The following is a 17,739-nucleotide window of genomic DNA, read 5'->3' as shown; positions in this document are numbered from 1 at the left end:
AAGTATGGTTGTTAACCATGTTCAGAAGCACATGTTGCGTAAAGCCCGCACTGGCCAACGCGCGAACCGGTACGCAAAAACGGACGGCATCTTACAATGCCGTCCGCCTGTAATGTGTGCGATCGAACGATATCGCACGAAATGATGTTGTAAAGCTATGAATTCAGGGGTAAAGGCCGCGCATTTCGCGTGCTTGCAGGATCCGCTTGCAGGCCACGATAAACGCCGCCGTGCGCACCGACACCTTCTGCTCGTCCGACACCTGCCAGACCGCCGCGAATGCCTCGCGCATCACCCGTTCGAGGCGTTCGTTGATCTCGTCTTCGGTCCAGAAGAAGCTCGAGAAATCCTGCACCCACTCGAAATACGACACTGTCACGCCGCCGGCATTGGCCACGACGTCGGGAATCACGAGAATGCCCTTGTCGTGCAGGATGTCGTCGGCGGCGGTGGTGGTCGGGCCGTTCGCGCCTTCGACGATGATTTTGGTACGGATCTTCGCCGCGTTTTTCTCGGTGATCTGGTTTTCCAGCGCAGCCGGAATCAGGATGTCGGATTCGACCGTCCAGAAGTCTTCGTTCGCAATCGTGTCGGCTTCCGGGAAACCGCCGACGCCGCCATGCTGCGCGACGTGATCGAGCAGCGCATTGGCATCGATGCCGGTCGACTTGTAGAGCGTGCCAGTGTGGTCCTGCACGGCAACCACTTTCGCGCCGGCTTCCTGGAACAGCCGCGCCGCGATGCCGCCGACGTTGCCGAAGCCCTGCACCGCGATCCGCGCGCCTTCGACGCTAAAGCCGATGCGCCGCGCCGCCTCGCAGCCGACCACGAACACGCCGCGGCCGGTCGCTTCACGGCGGCCGAGTGAACCGCCAAGCGTGATTGGCTTGCCGGTCACGACGCCAGTGGCCGTTTGGCCCTGGTTCATCGAGTAGGTGTCCATCATCCACGCCATGATCTGGTCGTTGGTGTTGACGTCCGGCGCGGGAATATCGGTGTTCGGCCCGATGATGATGCCGATTTCGCTGGTGTAGCGACGCGTCATCCGCTCCAGTTCGCCGCGCGACAACCGGCGCGGGTCGACGCGAATACCGCCTTTGGCGCCGCCGTACGGCACGTTGACGGCAGCGTTCTTCACCGACATCCACGCCGACAGCGCCATCACTTCCGACAGCGTGACGTCCTGGTGATAACGCACGCCGCCCTTGCCAGGGCCGCGCGATACGTTGTGCTGCACACGATAGCCTTCGAAGTGGGCCACGGTGCCGTTATCGAGTTCGATCGGGACGTCTACGATCAGGATGCGCTTGGGGCGCTTGAGCGTCTCGATCCAGCGGGACAACGAACCGAGATACGGTGCAACGCGATCGACCTGGCGCAGGTAGTTGCCCCACGGGCCGAGCTCGTCTTTATGCAGATAGGATGGCAGAGATTCCGGCGATGCTTCTAACTTCGGTTGGGATGACATGCAGACTCCGACGGTCGACGAATGACGCCATTGTCGAAAATCGGCTGAAGCAAGGCCAATGCCGTTTGATCATCCCGTTATGCGTGAAATGCATAACATTGTAGGGGACGCTGAATTACGCGGTGGCGGTGGCGGTGGCGGTGGCGGTGGCGGTGGCGGTGGCGGCGCGTTGCAACGCTGCGTTGAAGATGTTGATTGCGTTGGCCTGCTTATGACGCCGGTTGCTTCGACAACTCCTCCGACACCACGCCCCACAGCGCGCGCACCAGCGCATGCCGCGGATCGTCGCTTTGCCCGGCGAGCTTGTCGCGGTACAGACGGATCTCCATCGTCAGCGTGAACTGGCCTTGCGGCACGCCGCGCGCCGCGCGATCGAGGCGGATCAGGCGGCCGTCGGCGAGCGCGTCTTCGACGGCGCTATGCGGCAGGAACGCGACGCCGTGCCCAGCCAGCGCCATCGCCTTGAGGCCTTCGGCCATGTCGGTTTCATAGACGCGATCCAGATACAGCGGGTGCGGGCCGTTGGCGATGATCACTTCCGTCATGCGGCCCAGATACGCGTTCGGCGTGTACGACAGATACGGCGTGGGCTCTTGTGCAGTACCCGGCAGCGTATATCGCGCACGGCCGGCGCGGCCCGGCGCGGAGAACGGGCTGATCAGCTCGACGCCGAGAGACAGCATGTCGTAGCGGGCCGGGTCGAGCGCAACCGGGTGGCTTGGATGGTGATAGCCCATCACCAGATCGCAGCCGCCCTCGACCAGCGACAGCACCGCGTCATGCACGTTCAGCGCGCGCAGGCGCGTGTGGATCGAGCCTAGCTTTGCCTCTATGCGTTGCAGCCAGCGCGGGAAATAGGTGAGCGACAGCGTATGCGGCACCGCGAACTCGATCGTGGCCGCCGGCGTCGCAGTGTGGCCGCGTAGCAGCGTGCGCGCCTCGTGAAACTGCGACAGCATCGCAAGCGCCTGCTCGTAGAACACCTGGCCGGCATTGGTCAGACGTGTCGGATACACCGAGCGGTCGATCAGTTCAGTACCGAGCCACGCTTCCAGCGCCTGGATACGCCGTGAAAAGGCCGGCTGCGTAACGTGCCGCAGCTCGGCGGAACGGCTGAAACTGCGGGTTTCCGCGAGCGAAACGAAGTCTTCGAGCCATTTCAGTTCCATGCGAAATTAGGCGGCAGCGGCAATGGGAAGTCAGCATTCTAGCGGCGTGCCGCGGGTGTGCCACTAGCGTGTCACGCTTGCCGCCGGCACCGCCGCCGGGCCGTTAAGGCTTGCGGTGGTAAAATTCGCGGTTCTCCCCGTTTCCCTCCTGACGCCTCGCGTCCGCCGATCATGTCCGACACCCGTCCCGATACCCTGTTCGCGCTCACCGCGCTGTCCCCGCTCGACGGCCGCTATGCGCCGAAAACCGAAGCCCTGCGCGACTGGCTTTCGGAATCTGCCTTCATGCGCCATCGCGTGATGGTTGAAATTCACTGGCTGATTGCGCTGTCGCAGGCCGGATTTGCCGAAGTGCCGCGCTTCTCCGCGGAATCGGAGCAGTTCCTGCTGCAACTGGTCGAGCGCTTCACCGCGCACGACGCCGCGCGCATCAAGGACATCGAGCGCGTGACGAATCACGACGTGAAGGCTGTCGAGTACTGGTTGAAGGAATCGGTGAAGGGTCAGCCGGAGCTGGAGCGCGCCAGCGAGTTCATTCACTTCGCGTGCACATCCGAAGACATCAACAATACGTCGCACGGCTTGATGCTGGCTGGTGCGCGTGAACATGTGATTCTGCCGGCGCTGCGCTCGGTGCATCAGCGGTTGATCGCGCTTGCTCACGCGCAGGCTGCGCAGCCGATGATGTCGCGCACGCACGGCCAGCCGGCCAGCCCGACCACGCTCGGCAAGGAAATCGCCAACGTCGCAGCGCGGCTTGCGCGTGCGATCGATCGCATCGAGAAGGTTGAACTGCTCGGCAAGATGAACGGCGCGGTGGGTAACTTCAACGCGCATCTGTCCGCTTATCCGGAGTTCGACTGGGAAGCGTTCTCGCGCAAGGTCGTGGAAGAGCGGCTGAAGCTGACGTTCAACCCGTACACGATCCAGATCGAACCGCACGACTATATGGCCGAACTGTTCGATGCCGTGTCGCGTGCGAACACGATTTTGCTGGACCTCGATCGCGACATCTGGGGTTACATCTCGATCGGCTACTTCAAGCAACGCACGAAGGCCGGCGAAATCGGTTCATCGACGATGCCGCACAAGGTCAATCCGATCGACTTCGAAAACTCGGAAGGCAACCTCGGGCTGGCCAATGCAACGCTGCGTCACCTCGCCGACAAGCTGCCGATCTCGCGCTGGCAGCGCGATCTGACCGACTCGACGGTGCTGCGCAATATCGGCGTGGCGTTTGGTTACTCGCTGCTGGCGTATGACTCGTTGATCCGCGGGCTCGACAAGCTTGAAGTGAACCCGCAACGGCTGAATGAAGACCTCGACAACACGTGGGAAGTGCTGGCTGAGCCGGTGCAAACGGTGATGCGCCGTTATGGCATCGAGAACCCGTACGAGCAGCTGAAGGAATTGACGCGCGGTAAAGGCATCACGCGCGAGGGGCTGCAGACGTTTATCAACGGGTTGAATATCCCGGCTGATGCGAAGGAACGGCTGCTGGCGATGACACCGGCTTCTTATGTCGGTAAGGCCATCGAGCTGGCAAAGCGGATCGCTTAAGCAGTTCGATAAGACGCTTTTCAGAAACGTGCCGTTCAGTTGAGAAGCTGAACGGCACGTTTCTTTTTGTATCAACGGCGACGGACATAGTTAGCCAGTGCGGTTGATCCGCTAATAGTTTGGCATCCTACAATGGCTGCGCCGTCGAAAACATCGATGGTCGGGTTTGAGAGCCTGCTTTTGTCCGTCCGCACATTCTGCGTCGAGTAGGTGTGCGTCGCCACTGCGTGCTGCCAAAGGGCGGGCCGTGGCGAGGGAGCCGTAAGGCTCGCCGGATTGACGTGACGCCGGTCTCTCAACCTCGCTAGCGCGCCCGCCCACCTTCTACAGAATTTTGTGCGGGCGATTTCGAGTTTCCACGAGAGATCGCAGCATGAGCAAACTTCCTCCTCCGCAAGCCATCCGCATTGGGCTTCTCGCTGCACGCGCGAGCCAACGATACGCGGATCAATTCGCCGAACTGCGTGCGCTCGCCAAAGTTCTCCAATCCGCCGCCGAGTTCGACAAGACGGACAAGAGTGTGTCTCGCGACCACGGAAAAGTCGCATCGATCATTGCGCGTCTAAGCGACGAGTATTCGAAATTCGCTCAAGCGGAGGCTAATATGTTCGAAGTCTCGACAGAACCCGAGCCCGAAGAGGGAGACTTCATTCCCAGCTACATGCCGCAAGCGCAGCCGGGCATCCGGCCAGCGCGCCGCAAAAAAGAAGCAGCGGCCGCAGTTGCAGCCCCCGCACCGGCCTGAGCACATAAGCGGGCCGCGTCTGCGGCCCGCTCGCCGAATCAAACAAGACGCGGCACGCCAAGCGTCTGCAACTCGGTCACCGCCAGATAACGCGTCTCGCGCAAAGGCCGCAGCACCTTGCCGGAATCGGCCGTGCGATGCATGTAGTAGTAGAGCCCGTTGGTCGTGGTCAACTGCATGAACGCGTGTTGAAACAGGGTGTCGTCCCATACGCGAATCAATGTCTTGTCCATATCGAGCAGCGTCTGCCGTAAGCTGGCCACTTCCTGCCGCAACGCCAGCATCATTCCGCCCGGACTCTTCGGTACGCGCGGTGGCTCGCCGTCCCGCACCGAGTATTTAACATTCCAAAGCGACGCGTGATGTCCAATCTGATCCCTCACCCGCTTGTGTTTTTCGATTCTGCGCAACAGAGGAATCCAGGCCGCTGTCGCGCTAGACCAGAGTTTTCTGTCAGATAGCGCGGCGTAATTCGGAAAGGTCGCTTCGACAAATTTATAGCGACGATTCACCTGAATCTGCCGAAGCACCTCGACCCAAAATCCGAACGACATCGCCGCCACGAAATCATCCGGAGAGCGCACGGACGGCTTGCCCCATTCATCGAGCGCGTTCAAACGCTCGTCGGCCTTGTTCTGCAAGCGTGGCTGCAGCACCATCGAATTGCGGTTGCCGGCGTACCACGTGCCGGAATACATGCCGCTCAACGTGGTGTGCAAGCGATTGCGAAGCGCCACCTCGACGTGACTGATCAACGGCCACATCGCGGCGGCAACGTGCTGATGCCAGATCAGCGCACCCAGGCACTGCGCCTGGTTCTCGGCCTTGAAGAATGTCTGGAACGCTCGGATTCGCGCAGAAGAGAATGTGTCTGCGACAACTGAAGCTGGAATATTTTGCGGCATCTGGATTTCTTTGCTAGACTAGCAACGCGCCTGAGGAATCGGACCACTTGCTAGCTCGCTAGTCCAATGTCCCCGACTGGTAAGGAAATGAGAGCCGCCCTCGGGCGGCTTTCGCTTTTTCTGACTTCGTTTCCCCTACTTTCAGCCGCTGCTCTCATCCAGTGCCGAGGTCGAGATACATCATTGTTACCTATCTCGACTTTAGTTTGGAGTAGAAAACTCTGATTTACATGTCAGCGCTTTTCGAGCTGCTCAAGCACGCTGTCCACAATCTGCTCCGGCGCGAGCTCGATGCTCACGGTAATCGCTTCGTCGTCGCTCGGCTCTTCCAGAGTATCCAGTTGGCTCGTCAATAGCGACGGGTCGAAGAAATGCCCGGTGCGCGTGTGCAGCCGCTGTTCCAGCACCTCGCGCGTCCCCTTCAGATACACGAAGCACACGTCGCTGTCGCCGTCGCGCAGAATGTCGCGGTACGAGCGCTTTAACGACGAGCACGTGAACACCGCCGTCTCGTTCGCGCGCTGCTTCTCTTCGATCGCCTCGCGTATCGTCGCGAGCCACGGCCAGCGATCTTCGTCGGTCAACGGAATGCCCTTGTGCATCTTCTCCTTGTTGGCCGTGCTGTGAAACGCATCGCCATCGGTGAAGCTGCATTTCAGGCGCTCCGCCAGCAGTTCTCCAATGCGGCTCTTGCCCGCGCCCGACACACCCATCGCAATCAGAATCATCGAACACTCCTTACACGACCGCCGCCAACGCGAAGGTCAGTCCCAAACCGAGCAGCGAGATGATCGTTTCGCACAGCGACCATGTCTTGAACGTCTGCCCCACCGTCATGCCAAAGTATTCCTTGATCAACCAGAAGCCGCCGTCGTTCACGTGCGAGAAGATCAGCGAGCCCGCGCCGGTGGCCAGCACCAGCAGTTCCGGCTTGACCGGCAGCGCGTGCGCGGCTGCGATCGGCGCGACGATGCCGCAGGCGGTACTCATCGCGACCGTCGCCGAACCGGTCGCGAGTCGGATCAGCGCCGCGACGAGCCAGCCGAAGAACAACGGCGACAGGTGCGCCGCCGTCGCCGTTTCGACGATCTCCTTCGAGATGCCGCTGTCCATCAGCACGCGCCCAAAACCGCCGCCGGCTCCGACGATCAGCGTGATGCCTGCGATCGGCGCCAGGCAGTCGCCGCAAAACTTCTGGATCTGCTCGCGATTGAAGCCGCGCCGCGCACCGAAGGTCCAGAAGCTGACCAGCACTGCGATCAGCAGCGCGACGTCGGAGTTGCCGACAAAGTGCAGCAGGTCGTTGGCGAGGGTCTTGGGCGTAAACACGAGATCGGCCCAGCTGCCGATCAGCATCAGGATGACGGGCAGCAGAATCGTGAACAGCGTCACGCCGAAGCTCGGCAAATCGTGCAGAGATTTCTCCGTCTTCTCCGCGCTATCGACGAACTGTGCCGCAAGCGGATTATTCTCCGGCAGCTTGATGTGCCGATGAATCAGCAACGCGAACAGCGGCCCGGCGACGATCGCGGTCGGCACACCGACGATCAGCCCATACGCGATGGTTCTGCCGATATCCGCGTGATACGCCTGCACGGCGAGCATCGCAGCCGGATGCGGAGGAATCAGTCCGTGCACGACGGACAAACCAGCAACCATCGGCATGCCGATCAGCAGCAGCGACTTGCCGGTACGCTTCGCGACATTGAACGCAATCGGAATCAGCAGCACGAAGCCCACTTCGAAAAACACCGGCAAGCCGACAATGATCGCGACGAACATCATCGCCCAGTGGATGTTCTTCTCGCCGAACCAGTCAATCAACGAAGTCGCGACCCGCTCGGCGCCGCCGGATTCGGCCATCATCTTGCCGAGCATCGTGCCCAGACCGACGACCACCGCGATATGCCCGAGCGTATTGCCGTTACCCGTTTCGAACGACTTGACGATCGTGCCCATCGGCATGCCGACCGCCAGCCCCAGCAGCAGCGACACGATGATCAGCACGAGGAACGGATAGACCTTGTAGCGCGTGATCATCAGGATCAGCAGCACGATCGCGATGACCGCGTAGGTCAGCAGCATGCTGCCGTGGACAGCCTCCATGAACGCCTCCTTTTAGTGTTTATTGGTTCGACGGAACAGCGGGTTGCACGCCGCGTGCCGGGGCGCGGATTTTACTGCCGACTGCCGGCCCATGCGCGCTCCATCCAGTTCTGCTTGCGTGCACGCCTGAAAAACGAAAGAGCCTCGCCTTCGCAGCCATCAAGGCTGAAGCGGCGAGGCTCCGTGATGCTGAACTAGTCTCGTCTAAGTGTCAGCGGCTAAAACGCATAATCAGTGCGCCGCGAGTGCGCTTGCAGCGCGTGCGAGGCGCGTCACTTCGTCCCAGTTCTGCGCGGCGAGCGCAGCTTTCGGCGTCAGCCACGAACCGCCGACGCACACCACGTTCGGCAGCGCGAGGAAGTTCGGCGCGGATTCCGCAGTAATGCCGCCGGTCGGGCAGAATTTCAGCGTCGGGAACGGGCCATGGAACGCCTGCAACATCGGCACGCCGCCCGCTTGCTGCGCCGGGAAGAACTTGACGATTTCATAACCGAGTTCGAGCGCGACGATGATGTCCGACGGCGTCATCACGCCCGGCAGCAGCGGCAAGCCAGCGTCTTGCGCGGCCTTGTGCATGTCCTTCGTGAGGCCCGGCGACACGCCAAACTGTGCGCCAGCTTTCTTCGCCTGCGCGCAATGCTCAGGCTTCGTGATCGTGCCGACACCCACCACAATATCTTCCGCCAACTGGCTCGCGCGCTCGATCGCCTTCAGGCCGGCTTCCGTGCGCAGCGTGATCTCCAGCACCTTCACGCCGCCCGCATGCAACGCGCGCGATACGTTTTCGCCCTGCTCAGCCGAATCGAATGCGAGTACCGGAATCACCGGGCCGAGCCGTACGATGTCGCTTACTTTTTTTGCCGTCATGGTCAGACTCCTTACTTGTGCAGGGCGTGTGCTTTCGCACTTGCGGCAGTCCTGGCCGGCTTGTGCGCATGATGCTCCGCATTCGCATCGGCTGCAGCAGAACCGCGCTCGTCCCCACCGTGATTATGTTCGGCCTCGCCGCGCAGCGGACCGAACACCGACGCGCCAAGTTCCGCCGGCGCCGCCGCAGTCCGGAACACGCTGAACAGCTCGCGCCCGAAGCCCACTTCGTTTTCCGCCTGATGGTGGCATACGGCGAGCGGCCGTGCGTCCCATTCAGCGGCGTCGATTTCGATGTCGAGCACGCCGGCTTCGGCATCGATGACCAGCGTGTCGCCGGTGCGCACTTTGCCGAGCGGTCCTTGCAGCAGCGCTTCAGGTGACACGTGAATCACTGCCGGCACCTTGCCCGATGCGCCGGACATGCGGCCATCAGTCACCAACGCAACGTGGAAACCTTCATCCTGCAGCACGCCGAGCAGCGGCGTCAAACGATGCAGCTCAGGCATGCCGTTTGCCCTCGCGCCCTGAAAGCGCACAACAGCGATGAAATCGCGCTTCAGTTCGCCTTTGTCGAAAGCTTCCTGTACGGCTTCCTGCGAATCGAACACGATCGCCGGTGCCTTAACTGCGCGATGCGCGTGCGCCACCGCGGAAATCTTGATTACGCCGCGGCCGAGCTTGCCCTGCATCAGACGCAGGCCACCGTCCGGTTGGAACGGCTCGTCGATGGGCCGCAGCACCTGGGTGTCGTGGCTTTGCTGTGCGCCCGCTTGCCACGTCAGCTTGCCGTCGATCAGCTTCGGCTCGTGCGTGTAGTGATGAAGGCCCTTGCCGGCCACCGTATTCACGTCCTCGTGCAGCAGGCCGCCTTCGAGCATGGTGCGGATCAGGAACGCGATACCGCCCGCCGCGTGGAAGTGATTCACGTCGGCCTTGCCGTTCGGATAGATCTTCGCGAGCAGCGGCACGGCTTGCGACAACGTGTCGAAATCGTCCCAGTCGATGATGATGCCGGCCGCGCGTGCGATTGCTACCAGATGCAGCGTGTGGTTTGTCGAGCCGCCGGTGGCGAGCAGCGCAGCGATGCCGTTGACGATCGCCTTCTCGTCGACGATGTGGCCGATCGGCGTGTAGTGGCCGCGATCGACCGTCAAGTCGAGCACGCGGCGCGCGGCTTGCGCAGTGAGCGCGTCGCGCAGCGGCGTATGCGGATGCACGAATGCTGAGCCCGGCAGATGCAGGCCCATCACTTCCACCAGCATCTGGTTGCTATTGGCCGTGCCGTAGAACGTGCAGGTGCCGTGGCCGTGATAAGCAGCGGCTTCGGCTTCGAGCAGCGCATCGCGGTCGCAGCCGCCGGTTGCGAAGGTCTGGCGGATCTTCGCCTTGTCGTCGTTCGACAGGCCGCTCGTCATCGGCCCTGCGGGGACGAAGATAGTTGGCAGATGGCCGAACTGCAGCGCGCCGATCAGCAGGCCCGGCACGATCTTGTCGCAGACGCCGAGGCACAACGCAGCGTCGAACATGTTGTGCGTCAGCGCGACCGCGGTACTCATCGCGATCACTTCGCGCGAAAACAGCGACAGTTCCATGCCGGCATTGCCTTGCGTGATGCCGTCGCACATTGCGGGCACACCACCGGCGAATTGCGCGACGCCGCCGTTTTCGCGGGCGGCCGCCTTGATGATGTCCGGAAACGTGATGTACGGCGCGTGCGCGGACAGCATCTCGTTGTACGCGGAGACGATGCCGATGTTCGGTTGACGGATTGCCTTGATCGCCAGTTTGTCGTTGCCTTCGAGGCCGGCAAAGCCGTGTGCGAGGTTGGCGCAGGACAGCGCGCCACGCGCCGGGAATTTGCCTTGCGCCTGGTCGATGCGCGCCAGATAGGCTTCACGAGTGGGCTTGCTGCGCTCGATCACGCGGCGCGTGACCTTCATCAATTGCGAATGCGGGGAAACCATTGATGCTCCTTCTGCGCCGGGTGGCGGATGCGCGCGTGGCGCCGGATTCGGTATCGCGGGAACACGGCTGAGGAGCCGTGCAACGGATATTAGTAGAAAAACTACATCGAATCAATGTGGCAGTCGCTGAAATTGGTGGCGTGAGAAAAGAACGGGAGGCCGCTTCAGTGCTTGATTTGGCGCGACCACACGCATATTAGGGAAATCACCTATGAGCCAATATGTAGTTTTTGTACCAACATCGCTAATCAGCTATAGTCCAATCCGTTTCTTCAGCATAGTGCGAGTCCTCCGATGATGCTGTCCCAGTTGGAAGCGATGCGCGAACAGCTTCGCCCGTCCGAACGCAAGCTCGCGGATTACGTGATCGACGCGCCGCGCGAGGTGCTCGACCTGTCGATGACCGAACTCGCGGCGCGCACCGGCGTGAGCCAGCCGACCATCGCGCGCTTTTGCCATGCGCTCGGCTTCTCGGGCTTTCGCGAATTCAAGATTCGCCTCGCCCAAGCCATCGCAGGAGACGTGCCCGCGGTCTACCGCGACGTGCGGCCCGACGAGCCCGCGCCCGGCGTTGCCGCGAAGGTGCTCGACCGTACGATCGGCGCGCTGATCCAGATGCGCAATAACCTCTCCACGGATAGCGTCGCTGCGGCGATCGAGTTGCTCGCGCGGGCGCGGCGCATCGAGTTTTATGGTGCCGGCGGTTCGGGTATCGCTGCGCTCGATATGCAACACAAGTTTTTTCGGCTCGGCATGCCGAGCGTCGCGTATTCGGATCCGCATACGTTTCTGATGTCGGCCGCACTGCTCGGCAAGGGCGATGTGGTGGTTGCGATTTCGAACACGGGACGCACGCGCGATATCGTCGATGCGGTGAAGTCAGCGCTTGCTGCCGGTGCGAAGGTGATTGCGCTGACGCACGGCAATTCGCCACTCGCGCGGATCGCGTCGATCGGGCTGTTTGCCAACGTGGATGAAGACACTGATATTTTTTCACCGATGACGTCGCGTACGTCGCATCTCGCGATCGGTGACATTCTGGCGGTGGGTGTGGCGTTGCAGCGGGGGCCTGAGCTGGCCGAGAAGATGGCGGGCGCGAAGGATCTGATTACGCGCCGACGGATTGGGGCAGATGAATGAGCGCGGATGCGCGTTTGCATAGCCGCTCTGTGTCGACCGCATGGCAGCTTTAAGGCAAACGCATGCGGCACCCTTCGTGCATACACATGCGCCGCCGCAAACGCAAAATGGGCTCCCGAAGGAGCCCATTTTATTTACTACATGAAGTGAGCCACAGCTACGCGATTCGCAGTCGAGCAGCCTTACTGCGCCGCTCTTCCGCTCATCGCATCCGGCTTACCACTGGTACGAAGCACCCGCACCGATGGCCGTGCCGTTACCCGGGGCCACGCTACCGCCGATCTTGGCCTTCAGGTTCTGCGTGATGCGAACCGAAGCACCCAGCGCGACAGCCTGGTAACCCTTGTAGTTGCCGGTGCCGACACCGACCGCGATCGTCTTGCCTTGATCGACGTCCGGAATCATCGTCAGCGCGGTTGCCGCAGCGATACCGCTGTAGGCGCTCTTCGCGACACTGTTCACCTGCGACTGCACCGAGTTGATACGCTGGTCGGTGTAGTCCTTCGACGACATGCCGTTCGGCAGGTCACCGATACGCGCATCGGTGTAGCTGTTCGCGCCTGCAACCGCTTCGTTCAGCTGGCCGACGTTGACTGCATCGGTCGTCTCGGTGCCGGCCGCGACGTTGGTGATCTTGTTGCCACCGGCGTCGTTGTTCCAGCTGCTGCCGCCACCGCCCTGGTTGATCACCTGGCCTTCAACCACCGTTACACGGTTGTCGAGGTTGGTGACCTGACCTTGCAGAGCCGACAGCTGACCGAAGTTGACCGCGTCGTACTGCTTCTTGCCGTCAGCGACGTTGGTGAGCGTCACAGGGGCCGTCATCGTACCGCCGGCCATGCCGCCCAGCGTGATCGTGTCGTGCTTCGACGAGTCGTACATCACGACGTCACCGATGTTGCCGGTGTTGTAGTTGATGTCGTCGATGCGCTTGTTGGTTGCGTACAGCTGCGAACCATTCACCGCATCCGCGCTCGTCGCCGACAACTCGCCTGCTGCCACGTTGTGCAGCGCCACCGGAGCCGTAGCACCCTTGCCGCCGAACGTCACCGAGTCCTTCGCCGTGCTGTCGTACACCACGGCGAGCGTTTCACCCGTCGTACCGTCGATCACACCGCCGTCGACCAGCTTGTTCTTGATGTTCGTGATGTCACCAGTGTTCTGCGTGACACGGCCATCAATGTTGGTGATCGCGTCGCCGACCGTGTGCACCGTCGTCGAGCCTTCGTTCAGCGCGAACGTCGGAGCCGTGATCGTGCCGTCCGTGTTCACCGTCGAACCGCCGCCCAGCGCTGCTGCCGTGCTGCTGGCCACGTTGTACAGCTGCGAACCGTTGATCGCATCCATGCTGGTTGCGTTCACGTTGCCCGCCTGGACGTTGGCGATCTTCGTACCCGTTGCGCCGCCGAGCGAAATCTGGCTCTTTGCCGCATCGTCATACGAGACAAACGCGTTGGTCACGTTGCCCGACGTATCCACGTTCAGGCCTGCAGCCTTCAGCTGCGCGACGTTGACCGCGTCCTTGTCGGCTACGCCGGCGTTCACGTTCGACAGGATCGTGCCGTTCGCGCCGTTGAACGTCACCTTGTCGTGTGCCGAGGTGTCGTACGTGATGCCATCGACCGAACCGGTCGCTGCCTTCGCGTCCACCGCCGCCAGCGCTGCGCCGACGTCGGTGAAGGTATTGCCTGCAACGTTGTAGCTCGGCTTGTTGACCGTACCGTCAGCGTTCACCGACGAACCGCCGCCGAGCGCCGCCGCCGTGCTGCTGGCAGTGTTGTACAGCTGCGAACCGTTGATCGCTTCGGTGCTGGTTGCGCCGACTGCGCCTGCCTTCACACCCGCTAGCGTCGTGCCGCTGGCGCCGTTGAACGTCACCTTGTCGTGCGCCGAAGAGTCGTACGTGATGCCGTCGATCGAACCGGTGGCCGCCTTCGCGTCCACTGCTGCCAGCGCCGCACCGACATCGGTGAAGGTGCTGCCCGCCACGTTGTAGCTCGGCTTCTTCACCGAGCCATCCGCGTTGACGGTTGCGCCGCCGCCGAGTGCGGAGGTCACGCCCTTGAGCTGCGAGACGTTCACTGCGTCGAAGTCTTGCGTACCGGCTGCGACGTTGATCACCTGGCGACGTACGAGGCTGGTGCCCATGGACGGCACTGCCGACGAGCCGACCGATACCGTGTTGGCACGATTGTCGTCCGAGCTGTTTGCGCCGAGCACCACGCTGCCTGCAGTACCCGTGATGATGTTGCTACCGATCGCCACGGTGTTCTTGCCGCCCACCGACACGTTGCTGCCGATCGCCACCGCGTTGTCCGAACCCGTGTTCACTTCGGTTCCGTTGCTGCCGATGGCCACCGAGTTGATCGAGGCTACCGACACGGTCGAACCGATGCCCACTGCAGAATCAGAGCTAATCGCGACATTCTGGCCGACTGCCACACCATTCGCACCCAGCACGCTGATGTTCTGGCCAGCGGCTACGGCGTTGGCCGCATTGGCGTGAGCATTCAGACCCATCGCGACCGCATTGTTGCCGAGTGCATCGGTTGCCGTCGACAGCGTCGTCGGACCGGAGACGATCAACTGGTCCGGTGTTTTGCTGGACGCGGTTGCGCCGAGCATCATCGTCGAAGCGCCCAACATGCCGTTGTTCTTCACACCGTTGTTGACGATCGCCGCGCCGATGGCCGTGTTCATCTGACCGACCGTTACTGCGTCGCTGATGCTCGTGCCGTCTGCCAGGTTCACGATACGGCGCTTGCTGGTCGTGGAACCGACTGCAAACGTGTTCGCTTGCGAAGTCGACGAACCGAAGCCAATCGCCACCGAGTTGGTCGCCATGGCGCGGGCGTTTGCACCGATGGCGAGCGCACCGTCGCCCATCGCTTGCGCGAAGCCGCCGATGGCTACCGCATCCGCGCCTGCAGCCGTCGCATCCAGCGCGTTGGTGTCGCCGAACTTGATGTACTTCAGCTTCGGAGCGATTTCCACAATCGCCGACGACATGCCGGTGATGCGGGTATCGAGCGCGGTGACCGCGCCGTCGACGCCATCGACCGTCTTGCCGCCAACCGTGTACTCAGGCATCGAGATGCTGCCGTCCGGATTCACCGTCGAGCCGCCGCCGAGCGCCTTCGTTTCGCTTGAGGCCAGCGTGTACAACTGCGAGCCGTTGATCGCGTCCGCGCTGGTTGCACCAACTACGCCTGCCTTCACGTTCGTGATCGTCGTGCCGTTCGTGCCGCCTGCCAGCGTGACCTTGCCCTTCGCCGCATCGTCATACGCAACGAACGAGTTCGTCACGTTGCCGGACGTATCCACGTTCAGGCCTGCCGCCTTCAGCTGCGAAACGTTCACTGCGTCCATGTCGGCCGCCCCGGCCTTCACGTTTGACAGCGTCGTACCGCCGATGCGGTTGAACGTCACCTTGTCGTGTGCAGACGAGTCGTACTTTACTGCGTCAGACAGTTCGCCGTTGATGGTCGTAATCTGCGTGTTCAGCGAGTCGACATTCTGGTTCGTCGCGAAAAGCTGCGCCCCGTTGACTGCGTCCGTGCTCGTGGCGCTCAGTTCGCCCGCCTTCACATTCTCGATCTTCGTGCCAGCCGCGCCGCCTGCCAGCGTGATAGCGCCCTTCGTTGCGTCGTCATAGGCGACGAACGAGTTCGTCACGTTGCCCGAGGTGTCGACGTTCAGGCCTGCTGCCTTCAACTGTGCCAGATTCACTGCATCCATGTCGGCCGTACCAGCCGTCACGTTCGACAGCTTCGTGCCACTTGCACCGTCGAATGTCACCGAGTCATGCGCCGAGGTGTCGTACTTCACGCCGTCGACCGAGCCCGACGCCGCCTTCGCGTCGACTGCCGCCAGTGCGGAGCCCACGTCGCCATAAGTGTTGCCTGCGACGTTGTAGCTCGGCTTCCGGATCTTGCCGTCCGCATCCACCGACGAACCGCCGCCCAGTGCTTCGGCCGTGCTGCTGGCTGTGTTGTACAGCTGCGAGCCGTTGATAGCGTCCATGCTGGCTGCGCTGATCGCACCCGCCTTCACGTTCGTGATCGTCGTACCAGCGCTGCCGCCTGCCAGCGTCACCTTACCCATCGTCGCATCGTCGTAAGCGACGAACGAGTTCGTCACATTACCCGAGGTGTCGACGTTAAGACCGGCTGCCTTCAGCTGCGCAAGGTTCACTGCATCGGTATCCGCCTGGCCTGCCGAGACACCCTTCAATTGCCGTGCGCCTGCAATACCGGTGAAGTCTACGGTCGTGCCGTCCGTGCTTCTGGCCACGGTGATCGTCCGGCTTGCGGCATCCTGCTGGACCAGACCGATCTCGCCGTTGTTAATGTCGTTCGTCAGGTTTGTGATCGACGTCGTGTTACCCGTCGTCGCCGTATCGATGGCCGCCAGCGCCGAACCTACGTCGGTTTTCGTCTGGCCTTGAATCGTGTAAGACGGCGTCTTGATCGTGCCGTCGGCGTTCACCGACGAACCGCCGCCGAGCGCCGCTGCCGTGCTGCTGGCGGTGTTGTACAGCTGCGAACCGTTGATAGCGTCCGTGCTGGCTGCGCCCACTGCGCCAGCCTTCACGTTCGTGATCGTCGTGCCGGCCGTGCCGCCAGCCAGCGTGACCTTGCCCATTGTCGAATCATCGTATGCAACGAACGAGTTCGTCACATTGCCCGACGTGTCCACGTTCAGGCCCGCCGCCTTCAGTTGCGCCAGGTTGACTGCATCCATGTCGGCCGTACCAGCCATCACGTTCGACAGCTTCGTGCCGCTTGCGCCGCTGAACGTCACCTTGTCGTGTGCCGAGGTGTCGTACTTGATGCCGTCGACCGAACCTGACGCTGCCTTCGCATCGACTGCCGCCAAAGCCGTACCCACATCGCTATACGTGTTTCCAGCGACGTTGTAGCTCGGCTTCCTGACCTTGCCGTCTGCGTCGACCGACGAACCGCCGCCCAATGCTTCAGCCGTGCTGCTAGCGGTGTTGTACAGCTGAGAACCGTTGATAGCGTCCATGCTGGTTGCACCAACCGCACCTGCCTTCACGTTCGTGATGGTCGTGCCGCTCGTGCCGCCGGCCAGCGTCACCTTGTCGTGCGCTGATGAGTCGTACATCACTGCATCAGCCAACTGGCCATTGATATTCGTGATCTGCGTGTTCAGCGAGTCGACGTTCTGGTTGGTCGCGTACAGTTGCGAGCCGTTGACCGCGTCCGTACTAGCTGCGCTCAGGTCGCCTGCCGCCACATTCTTGATCTTCGTGCCAGCCGCGCCGCCTGCCAGCGTAATGGCGCTCTTCGTTGCATCGTCGTAGGCGACGAACGAGTTCGTCACGTTGCCCGACGTGTCGACGTTCAGACCGGCTGCTTTCAGCTGCGCCAGGTTCACTGCATCCGTGTCGGCTGCACCGGCCTTCACATTGGCGATCGTCGTGCCGTTCGTACCACCGGCCAGCGTCACCTTGTCGTGTGCCGACGAATCGTACTTCACCGCATCGGCCAGTTCGCCGTTGATGTTGGTAATCTGCGTGTTCACCGCACCGATGTCGGCGGTGTTCTGCGCGACGTTCTGGTTCGTGGCGTACAGTTGCGCACCGTTCACCGCGTCCGTGCTGGTGGCGCTCAGTGCGCCCGCCTTCACGTTCGTGATCGTCGTACCGTTCGTGCCGCCTGCCAGCGTGACCTTGCCCTTCGTTGCATCGTCGTAGGCGACGAACGAGTTCGTCACATTGCCCGACGTATCGACGTTCAGACCGGCTGCTTTCAGCTGCGCCAGGTTCACCGCATCCGTGTCGGTCGCC

General features: G+C 61.9%; 10 protein-coding genes and 1 pseudogene. 3 read left to right on the top strand and 8 right to left on the bottom strand.

Annotation, left to right across the window (positions count from 1 at the left end; all coding sequences use genetic code 11):
* Nucleotides 1-163: 163 nt before the first annotated feature.
* A complete protein-coding gene (locus ACYVNQ_RS26310; protein WP_460906345.1) occupies nt 164-1,468 on the bottom strand; it encodes a Glu/Leu/Phe/Val family dehydrogenase in 1,305 nt (434 codons plus the stop codon).
* A gap of 209 nt (nt 1,469-1,677) precedes the next feature.
* Nucleotides 1,678-2,637, bottom strand: a complete 960-nt coding sequence (locus tag ACYVNQ_RS26305; RefSeq protein WP_460906343.1) for a LysR substrate-binding domain-containing protein — start codon at nt 2,635-2,637, stop codon at nt 1,678-1,680.
* 171 nt (nt 2,638-2,808) lie between these two features.
* Between ACYVNQ_RS26305 and purB the strand changes: the two genes are divergently transcribed.
* Both purB and ACYVNQ_RS26295 read left to right on the top strand, forming a co-directional pair.
* Entirely contained in the window at nt 2,809-4,197 is a 1,389-nt protein-coding gene (gene purB, locus ACYVNQ_RS26300) for an adenylosuccinate lyase (RefSeq protein WP_460906341.1), read from the top strand.
* A 373-nt stretch (nt 4,198-4,570) separates the two neighbouring features.
* A complete protein-coding gene (locus ACYVNQ_RS26295; RefSeq protein WP_460906339.1) occupies nt 4,571-4,942 on the top strand; it encodes a hypothetical protein in 372 nt (123 codons plus the stop codon).
* A gap of 38 nt (nt 4,943-4,980) precedes the next feature.
* Here the strand turns inward: ACYVNQ_RS26295 and ACYVNQ_RS26290 are convergent, their stop codons facing one another.
* The 5 genes from ACYVNQ_RS26290 to edd form a co-directional block, all read right to left on the bottom strand.
* Nucleotides 4,981-5,847, bottom strand: a complete 867-nt coding sequence (locus ACYVNQ_RS26290) for a hypothetical protein (RefSeq protein WP_460906337.1) — start codon at nt 5,845-5,847, stop codon at nt 4,981-4,983.
* A gap of 233 nt (nt 5,848-6,080) precedes the next feature.
* Complete coding sequence (locus tag ACYVNQ_RS26285; RefSeq protein WP_460906335.1) at nt 6,081-6,575, bottom strand: gluconokinase; 495 nt, start codon at nt 6,573-6,575, stop codon at nt 6,081-6,083.
* 10 nt (nt 6,576-6,585) lie between these two features.
* Nucleotides 6,586-7,953 carry a GntP family permease gene (locus ACYVNQ_RS26280; protein ID WP_460906333.1) on the bottom strand — a complete coding sequence of 456 codons (1,368 nt, stop codon included), beginning with the start codon at nt 7,951-7,953 and terminating at the stop codon, nt 6,586-6,588.
* 231 nt (nt 7,954-8,184) lie between these two features.
* Nucleotides 8,185-8,820 carry a bifunctional 4-hydroxy-2-oxoglutarate aldolase/2-dehydro-3-deoxy-phosphogluconate aldolase gene (gene eda / locus ACYVNQ_RS26275; protein WP_460906331.1) on the bottom strand — a complete coding sequence of 212 codons (636 nt, stop codon included), beginning with the start codon at nt 8,818-8,820 and terminating at the stop codon, nt 8,185-8,187.
* Nucleotides 8,821-8,831: 11 nt separating this feature from the next.
* Nucleotides 8,832-10,787, bottom strand: coding sequence for a phosphogluconate dehydratase (edd, locus tag ACYVNQ_RS26270; RefSeq protein ID WP_460906329.1), 1,956 nt, complete (start codon nt 10,785-10,787; stop codon nt 8,832-8,834).
* Nucleotides 10,788-11,081: 294 nt separating this feature from the next.
* On the opposite strand from edd, the gene ACYVNQ_RS26265 reads away from it, so the two are divergent.
* A complete protein-coding gene (locus ACYVNQ_RS26265) occupies nt 11,082-11,927 on the top strand; it encodes a MurR/RpiR family transcriptional regulator (RefSeq protein WP_460906327.1) in 846 nt (281 codons plus the stop codon).
* Between the two features lie 216 nt (nt 11,928-12,143).
* Here the strand turns inward: ACYVNQ_RS26265 and ACYVNQ_RS26260 are convergent.
* Nucleotides 12,144-17,720, bottom strand: a pseudogene (locus ACYVNQ_RS26260) (YadA-like family protein); the annotation flags it as partial.
* Nucleotides 17,721-17,739 lie beyond the last annotated feature (19 nt).

This window comes from Paraburkholderia jirisanensis, from assembly GCF_054782355.1.
The sequence above is the reverse complement of the archived record's forward strand: the minus strand, read 5'-3'. Positions and strand labels throughout refer to the sequence as shown.